The 22,349-nt window shown below is 33.0% G+C and carries 22 protein-coding genes; 10 read left to right on the top strand and 12 right to left on the bottom strand.

Annotated elements, in window-relative coordinates:
* Nucleotides 1-3: 3 nt before the first annotated feature.
* On the top strand, nucleotides 4-564 hold the full coding sequence (locus HGK31_RS12015) for a DapH/DapD/GlmU-related protein (protein ID WP_104736267.1): 561 nt from the start codon (nucleotides 4-6) through the stop codon (nucleotides 562-564).
* Nucleotides 518-1,564, top strand: coding sequence for a glycosyltransferase (locus HGK31_RS12010; RefSeq protein ID WP_191860249.1), 1,047 nt, complete (start codon nucleotides 518-520; stop codon nucleotides 1,562-1,564). Before HGK31_RS12015 ends, HGK31_RS12010 begins: the two co-directional genes overlap by 47 nt.
* On the opposite strand, the gene HGK31_RS12005 is transcribed toward HGK31_RS12010, so the two are convergent.
* Nucleotides 1,556-2,551, bottom strand: coding sequence for a glycosyltransferase (locus HGK31_RS12005; RefSeq protein WP_191860247.1), 996 nt, complete (start codon nucleotides 2,549-2,551; stop codon nucleotides 1,556-1,558). The two genes, HGK31_RS12010 and HGK31_RS12005, sit on opposite strands and share 9 nt — an antisense overlap.
* Before the next feature lie 69 nt (nucleotides 2,552-2,620).
* Between HGK31_RS12005 and HGK31_RS12000 the strand changes: the two genes are divergently transcribed.
* On the top strand, nucleotides 2,621-3,487 hold the full coding sequence (locus tag HGK31_RS12000) for a hypothetical protein (protein WP_191860246.1): 867 nt from the start codon (nucleotides 2,621-2,623) through the stop codon (nucleotides 3,485-3,487).
* Here the strand turns inward: HGK31_RS12000 and HGK31_RS11995 are convergent.
* The gene (locus tag HGK31_RS11995) at nucleotides 3,476-4,552 is read right to left on the bottom strand and encodes a glycosyltransferase family 4 protein (RefSeq protein ID WP_191860244.1); all 1,077 of its coding nucleotides are present in this window, start codon (nucleotides 4,550-4,552) and stop codon (nucleotides 3,476-3,478) included. The genes HGK31_RS12000 and HGK31_RS11995 overlap by 12 nt on opposite strands.
* 88 nt (nucleotides 4,553-4,640) lie before the next feature.
* Between HGK31_RS11995 and HGK31_RS11990 the strand changes: the two genes are divergently transcribed.
* Nucleotides 4,641-5,393: a lipopolysaccharide kinase InaA family protein gene (locus HGK31_RS11990; RefSeq protein ID WP_191860242.1), complete on the top strand. Its 753-nt coding sequence runs from the start codon at nucleotides 4,641-4,643 to the stop codon at nucleotides 5,391-5,393.
* Here HGK31_RS11990 and HGK31_RS11985 read toward each other — a convergent pair.
* From HGK31_RS11985 to HGK31_RS11975, 3 genes are read right to left on the bottom strand one after another with little or no spacing between them, the layout of a single operon-like run.
* Nucleotides 5,379-6,149 carry a glycosyltransferase family 2 protein gene (locus HGK31_RS11985; RefSeq protein WP_191860241.1) on the bottom strand — a complete coding sequence of 257 codons (771 nt, stop codon included), beginning with the start codon at nucleotides 6,147-6,149 and terminating at the stop codon, nucleotides 5,379-5,381. The two genes, HGK31_RS11990 and HGK31_RS11985, sit on opposite strands and share 15 nt — an antisense overlap.
* A gap of 4 nt (nucleotides 6,150-6,153) precedes the next feature.
* Complete coding sequence (locus tag HGK31_RS11980; protein ID WP_191860239.1) at nucleotides 6,154-7,212, bottom strand: glycosyltransferase family 9 protein; 1,059 nt, start codon at nucleotides 7,210-7,212, stop codon at nucleotides 6,154-6,156.
* Nucleotides 7,213-8,028 (bottom strand): 2,3,4,5-tetrahydropyridine-2,6-dicarboxylate N-succinyltransferase, encoded by an 816-nt coding sequence (locus HGK31_RS11975; RefSeq protein WP_104736275.1) that lies wholly within the window; start codon nucleotides 8,026-8,028, stop codon nucleotides 7,213-7,215.
* A gap of 130 nt (nucleotides 8,029-8,158) precedes the next feature.
* Between HGK31_RS11975 and ruvX the strand changes: the two genes are divergently transcribed.
* The 5 genes from ruvX (at nucleotide 8,159) to mazG (ending at nucleotide 11,065) form a co-directional block, all read left to right on the top strand.
* A complete protein-coding gene (gene ruvX / locus HGK31_RS11970; RefSeq protein ID WP_104736276.1) occupies nucleotides 8,159-8,569 on the top strand; it encodes a Holliday junction resolvase RuvX in 411 nt (136 codons plus the stop codon).
* A gap of 189 nt (nucleotides 8,570-8,758) precedes the next feature.
* Nucleotides 8,759-8,998: a hypothetical protein gene (locus tag HGK31_RS11965; RefSeq protein WP_191860238.1), complete on the top strand. Its 240-nt coding sequence runs from the start codon at nucleotides 8,759-8,761 to the stop codon at nucleotides 8,996-8,998.
* A gap of 117 nt (nucleotides 8,999-9,115) precedes the next feature.
* Nucleotides 9,116-9,706, top strand: a complete 591-nt coding sequence (gene def / locus HGK31_RS11960) for a peptide deformylase (RefSeq protein ID WP_191860237.1) — start codon at nucleotides 9,116-9,118, stop codon at nucleotides 9,704-9,706.
* Nucleotides 9,707-9,759: 53 nt separating this feature from the next.
* Entirely contained in the window at nucleotides 9,760-10,179 is a 420-nt protein-coding gene (locus tag HGK31_RS11955; RefSeq protein ID WP_191860236.1) for a DUF5606 family protein, read from the top strand.
* A gap of 106 nt (nucleotides 10,180-10,285) precedes the next feature.
* Nucleotides 10,286-11,065, top strand: a complete 780-nt coding sequence (gene mazG, locus HGK31_RS11950) for a nucleoside triphosphate pyrophosphohydrolase (RefSeq protein WP_104736280.1) — start codon at nucleotides 10,286-10,288, stop codon at nucleotides 11,063-11,065.
* 428 nt (nucleotides 11,066-11,493) lie between these two features.
* Here the strand turns inward: mazG and HGK31_RS11945 are convergent, their stop codons facing one another.
* The 7 genes from HGK31_RS11945 to HGK31_RS11915 form a co-directional block, all read right to left on the bottom strand.
* Nucleotides 11,494-13,458 (bottom strand): DUF349 domain-containing protein, encoded by a 1,965-nt coding sequence (locus tag HGK31_RS11945; RefSeq protein WP_191860235.1) that lies wholly within the window; start codon nucleotides 13,456-13,458, stop codon nucleotides 11,494-11,496.
* Nucleotides 13,459-13,554: 96 nt separating this feature from the next.
* Nucleotides 13,555-14,292, bottom strand: coding sequence for a shikimate dehydrogenase family protein (locus tag HGK31_RS11940; protein WP_191860234.1), 738 nt, complete (start codon nucleotides 14,290-14,292; stop codon nucleotides 13,555-13,557).
* Complete coding sequence (locus HGK31_RS11935; protein ID WP_191860232.1) at nucleotides 14,285-15,304, bottom strand: DUF368 domain-containing protein; 1,020 nt, start codon at nucleotides 15,302-15,304, stop codon at nucleotides 14,285-14,287. Before HGK31_RS11935 ends, HGK31_RS11940 begins: the two co-directional genes overlap by 8 nt.
* Entirely contained in the window at nucleotides 15,305-16,315 is a 1,011-nt protein-coding gene (locus tag HGK31_RS11930; protein ID WP_191860230.1) for a DUF368 domain-containing protein, read from the bottom strand. It abuts the gene before it with no gap.
* A gap of 52 nt (nucleotides 16,316-16,367) precedes the next feature.
* Entirely contained in the window at nucleotides 16,368-17,756 is a 1,389-nt protein-coding gene (locus tag HGK31_RS11925; protein WP_191860228.1) for a tetratricopeptide repeat protein, read from the bottom strand.
* 127 nt (nucleotides 17,757-17,883) lie between these two features.
* Entirely contained in the window at nucleotides 17,884-19,080 is a 1,197-nt protein-coding gene (locus tag HGK31_RS11920; protein ID WP_191860226.1) for an aspartate aminotransferase family protein, read from the bottom strand.
* Nucleotides 19,081-19,082: 2 nt separating this feature from the next.
* Nucleotides 19,083-20,921, bottom strand: a complete 1,839-nt coding sequence (locus tag HGK31_RS11915) for an OstA-like protein (RefSeq protein ID WP_191860224.1) — start codon at nucleotides 20,919-20,921, stop codon at nucleotides 19,083-19,085.
* A gap of 719 nt (nucleotides 20,922-21,640) precedes the next feature.
* Between HGK31_RS11915 and HGK31_RS11910 the strand changes: the two genes are divergently transcribed.
* Nucleotides 21,641-22,309 (top strand): hypothetical protein, encoded by a 669-nt coding sequence (locus HGK31_RS11910; RefSeq protein WP_191860222.1) that lies wholly within the window; start codon nucleotides 21,641-21,643, stop codon nucleotides 22,307-22,309.
* Nucleotides 22,310-22,349: the final 40 nt, after the last annotated feature.

Below are 22,349 nucleotides of genomic sequence, written 5' to 3'. Positions count from 1 at the left end.
AAAATGAGTACATCAGTTATTTCTAAAAAAGCCAAAATAGGGCAAAATGTTAAAATCGGAGCGTTCTGTGTGATTGAAGATGGCGTCCAAATTGGTGATAATACCGTTATTGAAAATTATGCCATGATACTTGAAAATTCAAAAATTGGATCAAATACCAAAATTGGAACCTATACCAAAGTTGGGAAAAATGCTGTAGTTGGAGATAATTGTAGTTTTACTTCTTATTGTGAAATAAGAGATAATTGCCAATTAGGAAACCGTGTTTCTATGGGTAGTAGGTGTACCTTATCTGCAAATACAATTGTTGAAGATGATGTAATAATGAAATATGGCTTTGTGGTAACTGACACGCCTAATTTAAACGAAAATGATAAGAAAAAAACAGGTGTTTTAAAGCGTAACAGTAAATTTGGAGCTAACGTGGTTATCATGCCAGCTGTAACTATTGGTGAAAATGTTGAGATTGGAGCCTGTTCCCAAGTAAGACATGATGTTCCAGCAGATGAAATTTGGTATGGTAGTCCGGCTAAATTCTACAGAAAAACTGATGATGGTAACTAGTAGTGAAGCGTTTTTAAGTAAATATCAAAAAAAGAAAGTTGAAGTTTACAAAAACCAAGTAGCTAAAAAACCACTTGTTTCAATTTGTGTACAAACCTACAATCATGAACCATATATTGGAGAATGTTTAGACAGTTTAATAAATCAGGTTGTTGATTTTGATTATGAGATATTACTGGGTGAAGATGCTTCGAATGATAATACAAGAAAAATCTGTATTGAATACGCGGACAAGTATCCTGAAAAAATTAGATTATTTTTTCATCACAGGGAAAATAATATAAAAGTTAATGGAGCTCCTACTGGGAAATTTAATTATTTCTACAACTTAATTTCTTCAAATGGGAAATATATAGCTTTTTGTGAAGGCGATGATTATTGGATTGACTCTAATAAACTGCAAAAGCAAGTAGATTTTATGGAATTAAAGGGTGATTGTAATATCACTTGGACTGACTATAAGATTTTTAATGGAAATAGCTTTGGAGATACAGACTTTAATTTTGAACAAAAAAAAATAAAGCTGGATTACCATAATATATTCAGACCTTACTGCACATATACATTAACGGCTTTATTTAGAAAGAGTGCATTGGATTTTGATACACTTTTTTCCTTAAAAAGATTTAAAGATAATTCATTATATATCCTTTTGTTAAAAGACAGTTATGGAGTGTTTTTAAATTTTATAAGTGCTGTTTATCGCGTACATGAAGGTGGTGTTTATTCACTAAAGTCTAATCTGTTTAAGAATTATTCTTCATATAAAAATCTAAAAGAAGTAACAGATTTAGTACCCGAATCAAAAACACAGAATATCAAAAAAGTATTGAGATCCTTGGGTAATGCCGCTGCATTTGAAATATTGAAATTAAAATATGCAGGAGAAGACTTAAGCAAAGAACACCTTGATTTTATGGCTGATTATTTTAAGAATGCTGACATGAAAAATAAATTCAAATATTATAGGCGTCTTATTAAATTAAGATTTTTAAAATAGGCTTTTTATCAGCAGTGTGACTTTATCCAGTCTAGACATGAAATTAAAGTAGCGCGATTCGTTTTTTACAAACCTATAAAAAGACATATCTTTATGTTTGGTATTTCTAATGCTTCTTACAATTGTTCTGGTAATGTGCTGTTTGAAAATTTCGGGGTTATAGTATTGTTTAGTGTTATTTAATTCAAGTAGTTTATGTGAGGCTTTAATAGTTTTAATCAAAGAATCGGCTGACTGTTTTCTTTTTAAGCTAACAGCATTTAAATAATAATCAATATCTGGATTGTTTGATGAAATATCTAAATGTTCTAACTGTTTAATTTTTATTAAACGCTCTGATTTCCTTAAGTTCTCTACTTTTGTTTGACTAATATTACTATCGTGCCAACGATATAATAATAACGATTCTGGTAGATTATGAAATTTGGTTCTCGCTAGTAATTGGCTCCAAAGACCATAGTCTTCGGCAGGTACGTATTGGTGCTCAAACCTTAAATCACCAAGTGCTGATTTTCTAAACATTACTGTTGGATTTCCAATACCACAACTATGTAAGAACTGAACTTTTAGCTCATCATGAGTCACTGCGTGTTTAACCGTTTTATTTTTCTTTTCACAAAAAAAAGTAAACCAAGTACCGCAAACACCTATATCTGGATTTTTATTTAAAAAATCAACTTGTTTTTCAAAACGAGATGGTTGCGCAATATCATCTGCATCTAATAAGGCAATAAACTCTGTTTTAGATTTTTCTATGCCCTCATTTCTTAAGTTTGCAGGACCTTCATTTTTAGTTTTGGTAATTACAGAAACACGTTCATCCTGTCTTTCATAGCTTTCTAAAATAGCTGCGGTGTTATCGGTGGAATTGTCGTTTAATACCAAAAGTTTAAAGTCGCTAAAAGATTGATTTAATACGCTGTCAATGGATTCTTTTATAAACTTTTCACCATTATATACAGGCATTATTACGGTAAGAACTGGCATTTTCGCTATAATTTATAAGACAAAAGTAGTTATTTCTATGTCTTAAACTATATTTGTAAAAAATATTACATGAAAAAAATTCACGTCGGTTTTCTACTTTCTTATGATTATGAAAAACTAAAAAAATCTATACCACCTGTATACCAAGATGCAGATGCCATTTTTGTTGCTATGGATCATAAAAATAGAACATGGTCTGGTGAAGTTTTTGATGTTGATCCAAATTTTTTTCAATGGCTTAAGGAATTTGATGTTGATAATAAAATTGAATTATACAAGGATGATTTCTATGATTCTAGTTTAATAGCTATAGAAAATGATAATAGGGAGCGTCATATGCTTTCTCTAAAAATGGGTATTGGGAATTGGTTAGTTCAAGTTGATAGTGATGAATACTTTGTAGATTTTGGTAAGTATGTAAAAGACTTAAGACGTTATGACAGTTATTTGAATAACCCTGAAAAAAATAATATTCAAATAGCAGCTTATTTGATTAACTTATATAAATATACAGATAAAGGTGTTTTATACGTAAAGGAGCCTACAAGAGGTATCATGGCAACCAATTATCCGAATTATAAAGTGGCTCGTAACACTAGAAAGCGAATAGTCTATACTCAAAACATTTTACTTCATGAAAGTATTGCAAGAGATGAAGAGGAATTAGAACTAAAATTGGATAATTGGGGACATAATATTGAAGTACAAGATAAAAACGCCTTTCTTGAGAAATGGCGTACTACTAATAAATCAAATTATAAAAGCAGAGAAGACTTTTTTTATATTGAACCAGAAAAGTGGAAGTCTCTTGAGTTTTGTGAAGGTGAAACAATAGATGAAATTAGAAAAAACATTAACCTTGAGTCTGTAATGCCTTCAAAAATGTACATTGCCAAGAAGAATTTCGGACAATATTTTAAGCATTTATTTAAGTAAGGTCTTATAAACATCCAAGTAGGCATTGGCTGTTTTTTCCCAAGAGTATGAATGAGCATGAGCCATTAAACTTTCTTTGAAATTTTCTGATTGAGAACTATATAGGTCCATGCCATTTCTAAATGTTTTTGCCATATAACTAGAGTCAAAATTATCCCAGTAAAAAGCTTGTTCACCGCCTACTTCAGGTAATGAACTTTTATTGGAGAGAAAAACCGGCTTGCCATAATTCATTGCTTCAATTGGTGGGATTCCAAATCCTTCACGTAGCGAAGGAAAGCAAAATGCATAACAGTTTTCAAGATAATAAGCTTTATCAAATTCACTTATTTTACCAGTCAAAAATACGCGTCCATCAAGTTTTAGTCTTGCAATTTCATTCCTAATAAAATTAGCATAATCTGTTGTGTTTTTACCAGAGATTATAAGTTTTAATTCTGGTAAATGAACCATCATTTCAACAAGTGTATGAAAGTTCTTTTTTTCTAGCACTTCACCAATGGTAAATAAAAAGAGGCCTTCTGGGTCAAATTGAGGTTTGTAATTTTCGGGAACAGTTATTTTTTCAGGGCTTCCATTATAAATTACATATTCATCAACCTCTGGAATAGAAAAGTATTTATGCGTCATTTCTTTAGCATAATTAGAAATGTAGGTGATAGCATGGCATCTTTTTAGTTTTTTGTTGAAAAGCTTTTGCCTTTTTTTTAATTTCTTACCTTCAAGTTCTTCCATAAAATTTACATCATGAACTGTCAATAGATAAGGAATTTTATAAAACGGCTCAACTTTGGTATTTTGATTAAGTGAATGCCATAGATCAAATTTTTTTCTGATTCTGAATGGTTGCTTACGCAGTAAGGAATGGTATTTTATATAATTGAAATTATTTCCGAATATAGCTTTTTGTTCATCTGGTTGTTTGGTAATGAGTGTTAAATCTAATTCCATGGCTTCCAAAATGTCACTTTGTGACGCCAAAGCCTTAATTAAATTATAATTAAACTGACCAAACCCAAAGTAAAGGTTGTCAATATTATGTGATTCCAAACAAATGTTGTGCATTAAAAACTTTTTTGCAAATTAGATAAAATAGCTAATAACGGCTAATTATATTGACAATTAAAACGAAATTATATTGTAATATTGCATCATGAATTACGCAATAAACAAAGCTTTTAAAGAGGATGAGCAGCAATTGACATCATTCATAAAAAACTTCGATAATTCTGGTGAAAACTTTGGAAATCAGGATCGCAATTCATTAAAATTATTTGATTTAAACGGTCAGACTATTAATATCAAATCGTTTAAAATTCCTAATGCTATCAACCAATTGGCGTATAAGTTTTTTAGGAAAAGTAAGGCGCAAAGATCCTTTGAATACGCAAACAAGCTTAATAATTTAAATGTTGGAACGCCTCAACCCATTGCTTATTACGAATTCAAGACGCCTGTTCTCTTTAAAAAAAGTTATTATATCAGTGAGCACTTAACATATGACTTAACTTATAGAGAATTAACTACAGATCTAAATTATCCCAATCATGAAGCCATATTGCGTGCTTTTACTAGATTCACGTTTGAGTTACATGAAAAAGGGATAAATTTCTTGGATCATTCGCCTGGCAATACATTAATTCAGATAGATAATGGTGTTTATGAATTCTATTTAGTTGATTTGAACAGAATGCGTTTTGAACCGATGGATTTGCAAGCGAGAATAAAAAACTTATCACGTTTAACCATCCAAGATAGTTTGGTAAAAGTAATGAGTGATGAGTATGCAAAACTTTATGGTGTTTCTTATGAGGAATTTTATTCCAAACTATGGCATTATATTAATGCTTTCCAAGACAAAATAAAACGAAAGAAAGCTTTAAAAAAGAAATTACTTTTTAGATAGGGTGAGTTTATTTAAACGCGCCAGTTCATCATAACGCTTTTTGACTTCATAAGCGTTTAATTTTGATATTTGATAACCAATCTTGCCATCCAAAACACCTAGTCGCATGATGTAATGGTTAAAAAAGCGGTATGCTATCTTTACATACTTCACCAAAAGATTAACTTTTTTACCATTTTCATGAAGTTGCGCTGCTTTCAGTTTAGCATACTGTGTCATCTTATCTTTGTAGTGTTCGTAATCTCTAAAACTATAGTGCAAAATTTTGTTATTAAGTACGCTAGTATTACCATCAACTATTAATCGTTCATGAACAGGTCTATTCTCATCATATTTACAAACCGATTTCTTAAACAACCGAAATGATTTGGCACTTTGGAATCCGCTAAACCGGATGGGTTTATCACCAAAGTAATATTGAAAAAATCCATAATAAGCCACAATGTTTTGACTAGTATTGGCCATTTTATGAATTATTTCTGCTCGTAAACTTTCAGTTAGTCGTTCATCAGCATCTAAAAACAAAACCCATTCATGGCTAGCTTTACTCAAAGCAAAATTCTTTTGATTTGGGAAATTTTTAAATCTATGTTGATAGACAGTTACATGCTCACAATCTTGTAATTTCTCAAAAGTACCATCATTGCTAAAACTATCAACTACAATTAGTTCATCTGCAAAATCCAAATTATTAACTAGTGCATCAATATGTATTGCTTCGTTGTAAGTAATTATTAAAGCAGAAATTTTTGACATATTACTAATTAGTTTGCTTTAAAAACACATTAAGTTGTTCTTTAAAAAAAGCGGGTTTAAATTTCGTATATAACTTTTCTGCTTGTGGTTTCAGAGCTTTTTCAGATTTGTTTATGTAAGTTTTCGGTTCAAAATCTTTTAAATGAACCGACTCATGGAAGCCTTTTTCTTCAAATAAATTCCAAGTGTCTTTGTCAATCCAAGGTGAAAAAATAGTAAAAGTTTTAACTTGTAATGCCTTAGCCATGTTTGTGGCGCCACCTTCATTACCAATTACGGCATCACAATGGGCAGTTAGTGCTAGAAACTCTCGTAGGCTTTTACCAAATACATCAAAGTAAATTAGTTTTCGGGTAGTTAGTTTACATTTTTCATAAATGGCTTTGGCGTCAGTTTCTTGATTTGGGATATAATTGAACAGAATTTGACCGTTTGTTGTTTCCGCTATTTGGTCAATAACCTGCGCCATATAATCAAATGGATATGTTTTGTTGTGACCACTGCCTAAAACACTAATCATAAACAAAGGCTTATTAAAGTCAATACCATTATTTAATAAAAATGATTTACTGTTTTCAAGCTCGTGGTTAGTCAGGTATATTTTAGGTTTAATCTCTTTAAAAGATATCTTTAAAGGCTCTAAAAGCTGCATACGGTTAACTATGGCTAATCCACAATCTAAATTTGTTGTTGTAAGCCGTTTAATATTAAAGTGATATATGTATGCTGAATACCATTTGTGATAGGATATTTTTGTTTTAGCTCCAGATAAATGGGTTATAAGATTACTTGATATTTTAGAATAAACATCAATAACCACATCATAATTAAGATTTTTTATATGTTTAGCAAACTTATAAAGTGCTATCTTGCTGTTTTCTTCTGTTCTTGTTAAGAACACAAAATTATCAACAAAAGGATTGTTTTCTACAACGGGATAAGTATGTGTGTTTATTAAGTAATCCAGTTTAGCATTTGGATACTTTTCACGCAAGGCTTCAAACAAAATGCTGCTTGTAAGCACATCACCTATCATTTTTTGTTGTATAACAAGAATTTTCATTTAAACAGCTACATCATATTCCCGAAGCGCATCATTTAAGGATGTTTTTTTATTGGTACTTTCCTTTCGCTTACCAATGATTAAAGCACAAGGTACATTATAATCACCTGCCGGAAAAGATTTGGTATAGCTTCCAGGAATAACCACAGACCTAGCTGGTACAACACCTTTGGTTTCAATTGGTTCATCACCAGTTACGTCAATTATTTTCGTGGATGCCGTAAGGACTACATTGGCACCTAAAACGGCTTCTTTCTCAACTTTTACACCTTCAACTACAATACACCTTGAGCCAATAAAGGCATTATCTTCAATAATAACAGGAGCTGCTTGCAACGGCTCCAGAACACCTCCAATACCAACACCACCAGATAGATGTACATTTTTACCAATTTGAGCACAACTGCCAACAGTTGCCCATGTGTCAACCATAGTGCCTTCATCAACGTATGCACCAATATTCACATAGCTTGGCATCATAATAACCCCTTTTGAAATGTAAGCACCATGACGCGCAACGGCATGAGGAACAACTCTGATGCCTTTTTCTTGATAACCGGTTTTTAAAGGTATTTTATCATGGTATTCAAAAATGCCTACTTCAAAGGTTTCCATTTTTTGTATAGGAAAATATAATACAACGGCCTTTTTCACCCATTCATTCACCTGCCATCCAGATTCGGTAGGTTCTGCTACTCTTAAGGTTCCAGCATCAATTAAATCAATAACACTTCTTATGCTATCAATGGTAACTCTATTGCTTAATAAGGAACGATCTTCCCAAGCGTTTTCTATAATCTGTTGAAGTTGTTTCATGAAATCGAGAACTAATTAGAAATGAATTACAAATATACCTTTAGTATTTGATTTTAATAAAAAGAATGAACTAAAATGTATTTGAAACAGGAGTTTTTTATGCTAGTTTAAAATCGTAATTTTGCATAATATGGGAAGACTTCTAGCTATAGATTATGGGAAAAAGAGAACAGGTATCGCTATTACCGATGAGTTACAAATAATAGCTTCTGGTCTTACGACAGTTGATACCAAAGATTTAATAAACTTCTTAAAAGATTATGTTCAAAAGGAGCAGGTAGATTTATTCTTGGTAGGTGAGCCTAAACAAATGAACAATGAAGCATCAGAAAGCGAAGCCTTAATTATTCCTTTCCTAAAAAAACTTCAAAATGTTATACCAGACATACCTATAGAACGTGTAGATGAGCGTTTTACGTCAAAAATGGCATTTCAAACTATGTTAGATAGTGGATTGTCTAAAAAGAAACGTCAAAATAAGGCTTTGATTGATGAAATAAGTGCTACTCTCATACTTCAAAATTACCTGTATTCTAAATAGGTTTTGACTCCTAAAAAATGCATTATCGATGAAATGCACGCTGTAAAGGTTTAAAAACAGTACGTTTATCGATGAAATGCACGGTTTTGTCTTATCATCGATTTTTCGCCTGTTTTCATCAAATAATTTCTGTTTCAGCTTTTGTTGATATATATATTTGTCATGTCTCAATTAATAAACAATAAGACAATGAAACAGTTTTTATTTATATTTTTATTCATCGCTTTAAGTTTCTCTGGAGTTCAAGCTCAATCAAATGTTGAAACTAAAAAGCCAGAATTGAAGGTAGAAGTTATTAAAACTGACAAAGCTTCAACTTATAAAGAAGTGGCTGCTAAAAAGAAAGATATACTTAATACTAAAATCAGTCTTAAGCTTAAAGGTGAAGCTGGTCTGTTTATAATTAAAGAAAAACGTATTGCTTGTTAATATACCAAGTATAACCATACCCATAATATTTTGAAACTCCTTTATTTAAAGGAGTTTTTTTATGTATTTACGTTATAAGTATTGTATTTTTGCGACCAATAAAAGAAATTTTTGAGAATGGTATTACCTATAGTCGCCTATGGCGATCCTGTTTTAAAGAAAAAAGGAAAAGACATCACAAAAGATTACCCTAATCTTCAAGGGCTTTTGGATAACATGTATGAAACTATGTATAATGCTTATGGAGTTGGACTCGCTGCACCACAAATAGGATTAGATATTCGCTTGTTTTTGGTTGATACATCAGCTTTTGCTGAAGATACTGGTTTAGATGAGCAAGAACAAGCATACTTGAAAGATTTCAAGCGTACCTTTATTAATGCTCAAATTATTGAAGAAACTGGAGATGAGTGGGCTTTCAATGAAGGGTGTTTAAGTATACCTGACGTTAGGGAAGATGTTTTTAGAAAGCCTAAAATTACTATTGAATATTACGATGAAAACTTTGAAAAACATACAGAAACCTTTGAAGGATTAGTCGCAAGAGTTATCCAACATGAATACGATCATATTGAAGGTATTTTGTTTACTGATAAGTTATCTAGTTTGAAGAAACGCTTAATAAAAGGAAAGCTTTCCAATATTTCAAAAGGTAAAATAAGCGTTGATTATAAAATGCGTTTTCCAAACCAAAAAAAGAAACGATAATATTTGTATAACAATTGCAAACAAAAGATATTTGCCCTCTTTAAAAAAATAATATGAGTTTAGATAAAGTATTGTCAATAGCAGGTAAACCAGGATTGTATAAGATGATTGCCCAAACACGTAGTGGGTTTATTGCAGAATCGATGATTGATAGAAAGCGTATGTCTGTTGGTATACATCATAATGTGAGTATTTTGAGCGAAATAGCTATTTATACGCTTACTGAAGAAAAACCGTTGCGTGAAGTTTTTACTCTTATAAAAGAAAAGGAAAATGGTGGTGAGACTGCGGTTAGTCATAAAGAAAGTAAAGATAAATTGGAAGAGTACTTTTTCGAAGTGTTACCTGACTATGATGAAGATCGCGTTTATGCCAGTGATATTAAAAAAATAATACAGTGGTATAACTTACTTCAAAAAAATGATATGCTAGATTTTGAAGAAGCGGTTGTTACTTCAGAAGAAGAAGAGTAAAAGCATTTATTATAGATAATATTAGAATCCAGCATAAGCTGGATTTTTTTGTTTATTATCAATTGGCAATACTATTTTAATTGTAATTTTAGAAAAATTTAAAAGCATGAATTCAAGAGCCAATCAGCTTAAAGCCTTTGACAGATTATTAACCATCATGGATGAACTCAGGGAGCAATGCCCTTGGGATAAAAAGCAAACCATGGAAAGCTTAAGGCATTTAACTATTGAAGAGACTTATGAGCTAGGAGATGCTATTTTAGATAATGATCTACAAGAAGTTAAAAAGGAGCTAGGTGACGTCTTATTGCATATTGTTTTTTATTCAAAAATTGGTAGTGAAACTAATGATTTTGATATTGCTGATGTGTGCCACAGTATTTGTGATAAACTAGTCAGTAGGCACCCACACATTTATGGTGATGTTAAAGTTGAAAACGAAGAAGACGTTAAACGAAACTGGGAGAATTTAAAACTCAAAGAAGGCAAAAAAAGTGTGCTAGAAGGCGTGCCAAACAGTTTACCAGCTCTAGTTAAAGCAAACAGGATACAAGATAAAGTTGCGGGTGTTGGTTTTGATTGGGAAGAACCCAATCAAGTATGGGAAAAAGTAGAGGAGGAATTGAATGAATTGCAGGAGGAAGTTAAAAAAGGCCATAGAAATAATATTGAAAATGAGTTTGGAGATGTTATGTTCTCAATGGTGAACTATGCTAGATTTTTAAATATTAATCCTGAAAATGCATTGGAGCGTACTAATAAAAAGTTTTCAAAACGCTTTCAATATTTAGAATCAAAAGCTAAAGAGTTAAATAAAAATTTAAAAGATATGACTCTATCTGAAATGGATATATTTTGGGAAGAAGCGAAGCGATTACCGAAATAAGTAATTAGAAAATCTTGTGATTTTCAAATATTTCAAAAGGGAAGAAGCGAAGCGATTACCAAAATAAGTAATTAGAAAATCTTGTGATTTTCAAATATTTCAAAGGGGAAGAAGCGAAGCGATTACCGAAATAAGTAATTAGAAAATCTTGTGATTTTCAAATATTTCAAAAGGGAAGAAGCGAAAAAAATATAATTTTTACTTAAAAACATCCAAAAATTAATTCTGTTCGTATATATGATAAATGACACGTTTCATAAGTAGATTAATAGCATAATCATAGAGATTCTTCTCAAGTGTCATTTTGGTAAAGTTGGTTGCGTATAGTTGGGAAAGCAACCATTTAGTTAGTTTAGTTAGAACTGAAATCCCGCTTGTAGTGTTAAAACTATCAAGCGGGATTTCGTTTTTTGTTTGATTATGGTTGCTTAATAAAGCTCTTTAATCTTATCTAATTTAGTTTTCCAGAGTTCAAGGTCTTGTTTGTGTTTTTCAATATTTTTATGCACATCTTGAACAAGTGGGTTATCATCATTAACATTACTAAAAAACTGTAGATTATTTTCAAGCTGATTTAATTCAGCTTTTACGTCTTTTATTTTCTTACGTATAAATGATCGCTCATTATCTAAATGCCTTGAATCACTTGCGTTATTGAGCACATCTAATTTAGTATCAAATTTTATGAGTTCAGCCTCTTTGGAATTCAATTTGAGTTTTTTAAATGTGGCATCTAGTGCTTTATTGAGTTTACCTTCAATATAACGTTTATGTGGTGGTACATTACCTGCTTCTTTCCATTTAGAGATAAAAGTTTTAACGGCTTCTAAATCTGTTTTTTTGTCACCAGATAATGATAAACCTTTTAATTTATCCAACAATTTTATTTTTTCAGCATAAGCCTCATTACCTTCTGCATTAGCAGCATCTTTGGCGGCATGTAACTTATCAAAATAGTGATTACAGGCTGTTTTAAATTGTTTCCAAATTTTATCACTGTTTTTTCGCGGAACGTGACCAATCTTTTTCCAATCACTTTGAATTTTCTTCATCAAGGGAGTCGTGGTGTCAAAATCATCACTGTCCTTGTTGTCTTCTGCAATTTTTATCAAGTCTAGCTTCTTCTGAAGGTTTTCGTATTGCGACTTTTTTAAATCTTTGTAAAAGGCGTTTTTGTTTCTATTAAATGTTCTTACGGCATCTTTAAACTTTGCCCAAGTAGCTTCATTCACCTTAATAGGAACTTTGCCAGCTCCAAAAAATTCATTTCTTAAAGTTTCAACTTCTTTGATGTTATTTTGCCAAGCATTGTGGGAGTTTGCACCTTTATCAGCTATGGCTTCTATTTTTGCTATGATTTCATGTTTGATTTCAAGGTTTTTTTCATAAACCTTATCCAATTCGGCAAAATAAGCTTGACGTTTATCATTTATCTTTTTGGTAGCGGCCTTGAAACGTTCCCAAATTTCTTCACGATGTTCTTTTCCAACGGGTCCCAATTCTTCTTTCCACATTTTGTGCAATGCTTGAAGTTCCCTGAAAGCTCTGTTGTGGTCATCATCTTCAGCTAATTCTTCGGCACGCTCAATAATTTTAACTTTTTGTTCCAGATTATGCTTAAAATCTAAATCGCGTAGATCTCTATTTAGATGCAAGAAATCATAGAACATTTCAACATGATGATGATAACTATTCCAAGCATTGTTGTACTTATCTCTTGGAATAGGACCTGCATTTTTCCATCGGTCTTGAAGCTCTTTAAAGTGTTTATAGGTTGTGTTGATGTTTTCTTCAACATTGAAAAGCCCTTTAATCTCTTCAATTATTTCCAATCTATTGGCTAAATTGTCTTTAAGATTTCTCTCAATATTTTTATAGTGTGCATTGAGATTACTACGGTATTCTTTGTAAATCTCCTTAAATTGTTTCTGGATAGGGCTGGAGTAATAGAAGTCAATCTCATTACCACCATCATTCAAAAATTCTTCTTTTTTCTCTTCTAGTAATGAATGAAATTTAGACTTAAATTCAGAACGTATATTTTCAACATGCGATTTAATAGCTTGAACCTTTTCACTCTTCACAAGTTTTTCTAGCTCTTCTGTCAATGCCTCAAGAGACATTTTATCATATTCTTTATGCTCTATTCGGTGTCGGTCTTTGTTGCCTTCATCTTCGGCATCTTCAGCATTAGATTCCTCGATCTCATTTAAAACCTTCTCCTCATCATTTTCATCTACAGCATCATGCTCTACCGCTGTTTCTGGGGTTTCTATTGATTCTTTAGAATTGGTTTCAGATTGATTTTCTAAAGTTATTTTTTCTGCCTTTTCTGGTGTTGATTCTGTGGCTTTCTTTCCGTCTGCATCTTGCAGGTTATCGTGCTCTGACATTTTACTAAATGTTATGGTTCTTATCTATACTAAAGTGTTAAAGATAACAACAACTGCAATATTTACAAAAGGTTGATTGATATTTAATAATAAAGCTTACCTGTTCCAAATATCCCAAGCTTTGAGAGCTTGATGCTTTAGCATTTTTGAACCATTAAGGGTTTTGGCATTATGAGTAACTCCCAATTCTAAAAATCGGGTTTGTGTTGGATTGTAAATCAGATCAAATAGAATATGATCTTTAGTGAGTGCTGCATATGGAATTGGTGGATAGGCTTCAACATCGGGAAAGGTTCCTAGAGGAGTACAGTTAATAATAATTTGGTGAGTACTAATTATATTTTCGGTTAATGCTTTATAGGTTAACTGACCTCTTTTTGAAGGTTTTCTTGAAACAAACTGATAATCTATATTCAGTTTTTTTAAAGTGAATGCAATAGCTTTACTAGCACCTCCAGTCCCTAATATTAATGCACGTTTATGCTTGGGTTTTAAATGTTTTGAAATGGATTTTTTAAAGCCATACCAGTCTGTATTATAGCCTTTTAGTTTGCCTTTTTTACTTATTTTTATAGTGTTAACTGCGCCAATCTTTTTAGCATTTTTACTTAAGGAATCTAAATAGGGAATAATGCTTTCTTTATAGGGAATGGTTACATTAAGTCCTTTTATTTCTGAATTGTTATTAATGATATCTGGAAATTTCTCAATGTTATTAATATCAAAGTTCTCATAACTGGCATTAGTAATACCTTCGTTATTGAATTTTTCTTCAAAAAAGTGTTTTGAAAAAGAATATGAAATGTTTTTACCAATTAAACCATATTTATGCATGCTTCTGTCTAGTTTTTTGTCCGTAAACTTCAAGCGCTAGAACAATAATAATTCCTAAAATGATGTAGGCACAAGCATAATAGGTTTCAGTATGTAATTCAGGAATATAACGTTTGTAGTTTTCAATGATTTTACTTCCTGAACTATCAAACAGGTAAGCACCATCAGAATTAATTTTATAAATGGTTTTTTTCCAGGGCCAAACGACACCTAATGAACCAACAATAAAACCTATAATAGACGAAATAGTAATACTTTTATAGTGTTTTAAAATATAGCTTAAGGCATGAGAAAAAGTTACCAACCCTACTACTGAACCTATGGTGAAAATAGCTAGGACTTTTAACATTCTCATACGCTCATAATTGTCTAAAAATGCAAAATCACCGCTAAAAACATCCATAAAAGTGTCATACAAAGCATTCACGGAATCAACGAGTAGTAAAACATAATTACCCAACAGGATAAGAATAAAAGAACCTGAAAAGCCTGGCAGAGTCATACCTGAAACACTTATCATACCACAAAAGAAAACAAACCATAGGTTGTCATTTTCAGTAGCTGGATCCAAAAAACTGATGCTAATTCCAAGAGTTATTCCTATGGCAAGCGCGGTGTAAGTTTTATAGTTCCAGTCATCAAAATCTTTGCTGATATAATAAATAGAGCCTATTATCATACCAAAAAAGACGCTCCATACATACAATTCGTAGTTTTCAATGAGGTAATCTAAAATTTTTGATACACTAAAATAACTGACAACCATTCCTAGAAATAGTAAGCCCAAAAAACGACCGTTTATGTATTGATAAAAACTCTTATAACGCCCATTAATTAATAGTTTGAATGCTTTTTTATTGACTTTTTGAAGTGAGTAAATAAATTCTTCGTAGAAACCAGCTACAAAGGCTACAACACCACCAGAAACGCCAGGAACTTTGTTGGCGGCTCCCATTCCCAATCCTTTTAAAACTAGGAAAACTTTATCGGAGAATGTTCTGGTGCTTTCCATTTATTTTGGTTTTTTACCAAGGCGTTCTAATATAAAAATAGTTGAAAACCCAACAATCATGAGAACAACAGCCAATGGCCATTGTGAGTCTATATTATTGTTTAATTCAGAATAAGTTAATGCAGACACACTTTTTTCAGCAACTACTTTATAAGATTCAAAATCTACTACTTGTTGTTGGTACAGCGTTAAATTGTTCAAATCTGAAACTTCAGAAAAGGGCAGGATTTTTCCACTGGCTTTTTCCATGACGGTCTCTGTCATTTTCCAAGGCCAAATTTTATTCAAGGATCCAAAAATAAAACCTGTTAATAAAGCCAATGTGATATTGTGATAGTGTTTAAATAACCATTTTAAAATATGGCTAAAGCTTAACAAACCAACCAGAGCACCAGATGCAAATATGAAGATACGTTTAAAATCAAAATCATGAAGCGCATCGCTTAAAGTCTTATACGCACCTAAAATTACTAAAATAAACGATCCTGAAATACCTGGTAGAATCATCGCACAAATGGCAATAGCTCCTGCAATAAATAAGAATAAGGACGATTCATTATTAGCCGATGATGGCAAAAGTGTAATATAATAGGCAATGATGCTTCCTATAATCAGTGTGGTAACCGTTGCTAAATTCCACTTGGTTATTTGTTTGCCAACAAAATAAATGCTGGCAATAATCAACCCAAAAAAGAATGACCAGATTAAAACAGGGTGATACTCAATTAGGTATTTAGCCAGCCTCATAAATGATACAAAACTTACAATAATTCCAATAAGCAAAGCCATTAAAAAGTTACCGTTTAATACCTGCCAAAAAGATGAAAATCCTTCAGACCGAAGTTTTTTAAACAAATCTAGATTAATACCACTTATGGTATTGATGAGTTCTTCGTAAATCCCTGAAATAAAGGCAATCGTACCACCAGAAACACCAGGAACGGCATCAGCAGCACCCATTGCTAACCCTTTCAATGAAATCAATAAATAATCTGAAAAACGTCTCTGCATTTTGACTTTTGTATAAAAATCAAAGGTAATTAATTTAAGTTAGACGTATAGCTTATAATTTTGCTTTTAAAATGGTTTTAACTTGGTTTTTACTATACACATTTGGAAACAATTCCTCAATGATTAAAGCATATTCTGGATTAAAACGAAGTCCGTTTTTTAAGTGGTAAGAACCTTTTTCTGTTTCGTGCATGGTATAGTATAAGCCTGCTAATCTAAATTCTATCTCGGCATTTTCCGGATAAAACTCTGCTGCCTGTAAAAAGTTGTAAACGGCAGCTTCATGTTCTCCTATTTTTAATAAAATATCGCCTCTTGTTAGCCACGTATTCAATTCGTAATTCCCTAATTCTAATGCTTTTTTATAGCCGCGTTCAGCTTCTTCTAAAAAGGAAAGACGCTCATTTATTTGTGCATATAACTTCCAGTAAAGCACATTTTCAGAATCAATATTTATGGCTTTATTTATGTAGTACAGTGACTTTTTGTAATTTCTTTTTTTGATATAGAATTTTGTGATAGCAATCCAACCTTTATCTAAAAGCGGATCTTCCTGTACGGTCTTTTTATAATATTGAACGGCTAAATCAACATTCTTTAGCTTTTCATAACACGTACCCATTCGTAGCAAAGCAAATGATGTGGGATCATCTAATTGCAATGTAATACTGTAAGTTTCTATGGCATCTTGGTAGCGCTTTAATTTTTCAAGTACTTTGCCTTTTTCAAGATAAGCACCAATAAACGTGTCGTCAGAAATGATGGCAAAATCAAAAGCGGCTAGAGCCTTATTATAGTCTTTCAATTCAAAGTATTGTTTGCCTAACTGATGCCAAGCCACTTCACAATAAGGATTGTTATCTAAAAAGGTGTTTAAATAAGAAATAGCTTCGTCATGTTGTCCTAAAAACTCAAAGCAATAAATCATGTTGTGTAGTGCTGAATAGTCTTGTAAATCAGCTTCCAAACATTTCATAAAATAGTTTTTTGCCTCTTCAAACTTGTCTAAAAACAGATATTCCATTCCAATTAAAGAATAAATATCAACCACATCTTCTGTGAGATTTAAAGACTGTTTTAGGACTTTAATAGCCATTTCATGGTTATCCCTTTTTGAGAGGATATTAGCCTTTTGAATATAAATTTCCTCATTTTGAGGTTCTATAACATACAACTCATTGATTAAGGCATCCGCTTTATCCAGATTATTCTCAAACACATAAATCTCTACCTTAAACAATTTTAAGTTGGTGGAAGTAGGATGCTGTGAAAGTCCTAATTTAATAGCTTTTTTTGCTAAAGCTATCTTTCCTTGGTTGAGGTAGTGGTGAATGATATTTTCAAATTCTTCTGAATCAAAAAACAAAACGTGGTTTGTTTTTAGCATGGATTCGAATCGGGTGAGTGGTAAATTGTTGTTGTCGTTGGGACGTAACTCCATAAGCAAATTTATATGGTTTTCCTTGAATAAATGTAAGGTTCTATGTTCATGTTTAAGGCAGAATAGTTAAATGTTTTTAACAAAGTAATCAACAGTCAAGCTGTAAAATAGGTTTGATTGCTGATTGTCAGAGGCTTGAATTTGATTTTTGGATGTCATCTAAAATAGTAGTTATAATCTTACAGCCAGCAATTAACTCCTTATTTGAAATTGTTAAAGGCGGTGTGATACGAATAGCAGCAGGCTCAAACAATAACCAAAATAGTATGAGACCTTTTTCCTGTGCTTTTAATATGACTTGGTTGGTAATTTTAGCAGATGATGTTATAGCTGCGAGCATCAATCCTTTTCCACGAATGTCATTTATAAGCGGATGTTTTAGATGTTTTCTAATGATTAGTTCCTTTTCCAAAGTTTGCTTCATTAAGTTACTTTCTACAACTTCTGTTAGTGTTGCCAAAGCCGCTGCAGCAATAACAGGGTGACCACCAAATGTGGTGATGTGTCCCAGTTTTGGATTGTCTTCCAATAATGACATTAATTCGTGAGAAGCCGTAAAGGCACCAATAGGCATGCCACCACCTAATCCTTTGCCAGTAACTAATATATCCGGAATACAATTGTAATGCTCATAGGCAAATAAGGTTCCTGTTCTACCCATACCTGGTTGAATTTCATCAAGTATTAACAACGCACCTACAGCATCACACTGCTTGCGAACTTGCTGTAAATAATTGTCTTTAGGTTCAATAAAACCAGCGCCACCTTGAATGGTTTCTAAAATCACACAGGCTGTTTTGGTTGTAATGTTTTGAATATCATCGTGATTATTAAATCCAATAAATTTTACATCTGGGATAAGTGGTCTGTAAGCTTGCTTGCGTTCTTCATAACCCATAACACTCATGGCTCCCATAGTATTGCCATGGTAGGCCTGTTTAGCAGCAATAATTTCACTTCTTCCAGTAGCACGTTTAGCTAATTTTATAGCGCCTTCAACTGCTTCCGTTCCGGAATTGGTTAAATAGGTTTTTTCTAAATTATCAGGTAAATGATTTGCCAATAATTTGGTAAGATCTACTGCAGGTTTTTGGATGTATTCACCATAAACCATGACATGCAAGTACTTATCTAATTGTTCTTTGATTGCTGAAACAACTTTGGGATGCCTATGGCCAAGTGTGCAGGCTGAAACACCAGCTACAAAATCTAAATAGGCTTTGTTGTTTATGTCATAAATATAAGAACCTTCGGCATGGGATATTTCCATAGCTAATGGATGCGGAGAGGTTTGTGCTTGGTATTTGAAAAAATCGTTTTTCACAATTAGTTATCCTCTTTTCCTAGCATAGGTTTATTGGTTTCTTCCTTATTTTTAGCACGTCTTTCCAATACATCTTCAGGAATATTTCTGGAAGCCTTTGTAGGCTTTTTGTTGTTTAAGGGCTTGGCGTTTTTCTTGGGCTGTAATTTACCTTTCTTATCCTCATCGGCTTTTTCAACGCGTTCCATCATGGCATCATCAAAAAACTCCTCTTGCGGTACGTAGGCGTCTAGTCCTTTTATAACGGGTAGCTCTAGTGGTGGGTCATCGCTAAATAAGTCCTCTACACTTTTTGGGCGTTCGTCATCACGCCAAACAAAACCACGTAATAATCGTCCATTTTCTGGAAACTGTGATTCTGGTGTGGTCACGGCATCGGGCTGCTTATAGCGTATAAATTGTGAAATGGTGCCTTCCTCAAAAAACACCGAAATACTTCCAGAACGTGCTTTGTCTATCCCAAACAGTTCGTTGTTTTCGTTACGCGCATAAAAAATAGATTCGGCATTTTTGTTGATATCTACTTGCTTGAGATTGTTTTGGTCATCAAATAAGCCCACAAGTGTCTTACCCTTTATTTGGTTGTAACCATTCTCACTTAAGGTGTCTTTACTAACTATAAAGGCATTTTCAAATACAAAAAGGGAGTCTAGTTTCTCGGTTTCCGGATTTGATTTTATCTGAATGGTATCGCCAGTCATTTGATTTTCTAAATTCCAGATTACTGGATCCCGACGTTTGGCAAAGGCATCTTGAGATGATAAGCGGGAAAGGTTGATGAGTTGTGTGAGTCCAGTGGCATGGTTTACGTGTACCGAGTCGGCTTTACCACTCATATCGGACTTATAAAATTTAGCATTCCTAAAAGCTCGAGTAATGCGTTTTTCGGGTTTGCCTGTAACCATTAAGGTATCGGCATGCATATAAATAGAATCGTTCTCCTGAACCGTTATAGCTAGAGCACGTTTGGTAATAAACACCGAGTCTTTGGCTTTATATATTTCGGCGTAATGCCCTTTTATGACGCTTTTGTTAGTGGTATCGGTAACTTTAATGTTATTGGTTGCCGAAGCAAAGTTGCGGTTGTTATCAAAATACATGCTATCACCTTCAAACACCCGATAATCATAATTTATCTTGGTGTTTTTCATACCATAACCTGTTTTGTTTTCTGTGTCATAAAAGCCACGTTCGCAGTAGGTTTTACTTTCGGAAGTGACAATGGTTGACGGACCAAACAAATAAGCATGTCCAGTTTCGGAATAAAAATCTAATTGATTGGTATTGATTGTATAATCTGGGTTTACAAGCACCACATCTTGAACAAACTGGTACTTTTTGCTATTCATATAATAGCGCCCAATGTTACTGGTGATGGTTCCTGATGAATCACGCACCACACGACCACCACTTTTGTAAAAGGACTGTTGTTTTACGCGGTCAAAATACAAGGTGTCTGTGGTTAGCCTGGAGTTGGGTTCAGTAAGCACCACATCACCACTGGCAAATGCCAGTTTGGTTTTGCCACTATACTCCACGTATTTGGCGTTCATGTTAATGGTGTCGCCTTGTTTCATACGGACATTGCCATAGGCTTCAACAAAGTTTTCGTTGCTGTATAGGTTGGCCTGGTCGCACCACATATCAACACCTTCATGTATGACGTGTACCTGACCCGAGTCGTCACGGGTCATAACCTTAAGCCCTGGAGCTTCCCCTTCTTTAAACTCCAAAAAGCCACCATACACAATTTCAATGCGCTTTTGGTCTTGGGCTTGCAAGCCAAATTGCCAGAGTAGGATTACCAGTAGGGTAGTAACTATGTTTTGGTTTAATTTCAAACGCTAGATTTTGGTTCAAAAATAATGATAATATTGGTGTGGCGTGTGGCATTAGGAATTTTTTAATAGAAATGATTGGTTGCTAGGTTGAAACAGATTCCATTTTGAATGTTTCTCACATCTAGCAATATCAACTAGCTTGTCTTGATGAACTTGATTAACTCCGTTGCATCTTCGATTTGAGCAGCCAAAAATTTCTAATTATTGCGTAATGGATTCCACATGAAGTGTGGCATGACAACGTTCAGGGTTATTTGCTTTCAAGCGATAGGTTTACAATACAGATTGTTTTGTTGTTAGTTATTCACTTTTTGCAATGGCCAATCGTTTGAATATTTTGTAAGATTTTTCTATAACCAACCTGAAGTATATCCGAAGGAGACCCGAAGGAAACCGCAAGGAGCACCTAGTGGAACCCGAATTAGGCTTGATAGCAATTGTCTTTGCTTGGCTTTTTTGTAGGAATTTTCACGGTTTGACCTGAAGGAGACCTTAAGGAGACCTTACTAACCCCTGACGCAGACCTTAAGGAAAACTCACCTAAAAAACTACGTACAAGTACGTATGTGACAATTGAGCGAAAATGTTTAGTTTTGAGTGTGTTTATAAAATTACTAGTAAACAATTACACCCAAATTGGATGCAAAAGCACACTTTTTTGGTGTATGTATAATAAATATAACATTACTAGTAAAGTTATACAAACGTTGGGTAACATTATGGAAATACTAACAAACATCTTCGGAAACAACAAAAAATTGCCTTTCAAAAAGACCATTCGATTTGAAAGGAAAGAATCTGAATTTGAAGTTAATATTGGAGATGAAGTAAAAATTTGGAACAAACCAAACACGAAACAACTGAATTTATATGCAAAAGGTTCTGCTGGTGGAAATGGACTTATTGGAATTACATTTAATTCAGCAATTAGTCATCATTTAAGTAAAACAGAAGATTTATTCGTTGAAAACGAAGTTGTCGGACTGACTAAAAATTCAATTGACTTATTTGTCAATATGTACGCTGACAAAAAAGCTGTTCAAGAAATCCAACAGAATCACAAAAAGGAATGGATTGATAACCTGAACAAAAAATATAACCCTAAAACGAGTTGGGAGCTTCGCTTCTATTCTGAAAACAAAATTGGAAAGAATGACTTTTTAATAAAAACAATAGATAAAAGTCAAATTGAGGAGTTTTATCAAAGAGACAACGAAACAATTTGGTTGACTGACAAAACTGGAGAAAAACTTTCAGCGGAAAATAGTGTGCGTTCTGGTGGAGCTGAAAAAACATTAAGAGCAATATTTTCTGGACACGAACTAGAAATTCAAAATTTCAAAAAGGAACATAATTGGTATTATATAGACATTGGAATAAAAAAATAACGTTACCCAACACCGGATATAATTTATTGCTAGTTCTCGC

The sequence above is a fragment of the Hanstruepera ponticola genome (genome assembly GCF_012931685.1).
Taxonomy (GTDB): domain Bacteria; phylum Bacteroidota; class Bacteroidia; order Flavobacteriales; family Flavobacteriaceae; genus Hanstruepera; species Hanstruepera ponticola.
Note: the sequence above shows the minus strand (reverse complement) of the source record. Positions and strands in the feature narration are given on the sequence as shown.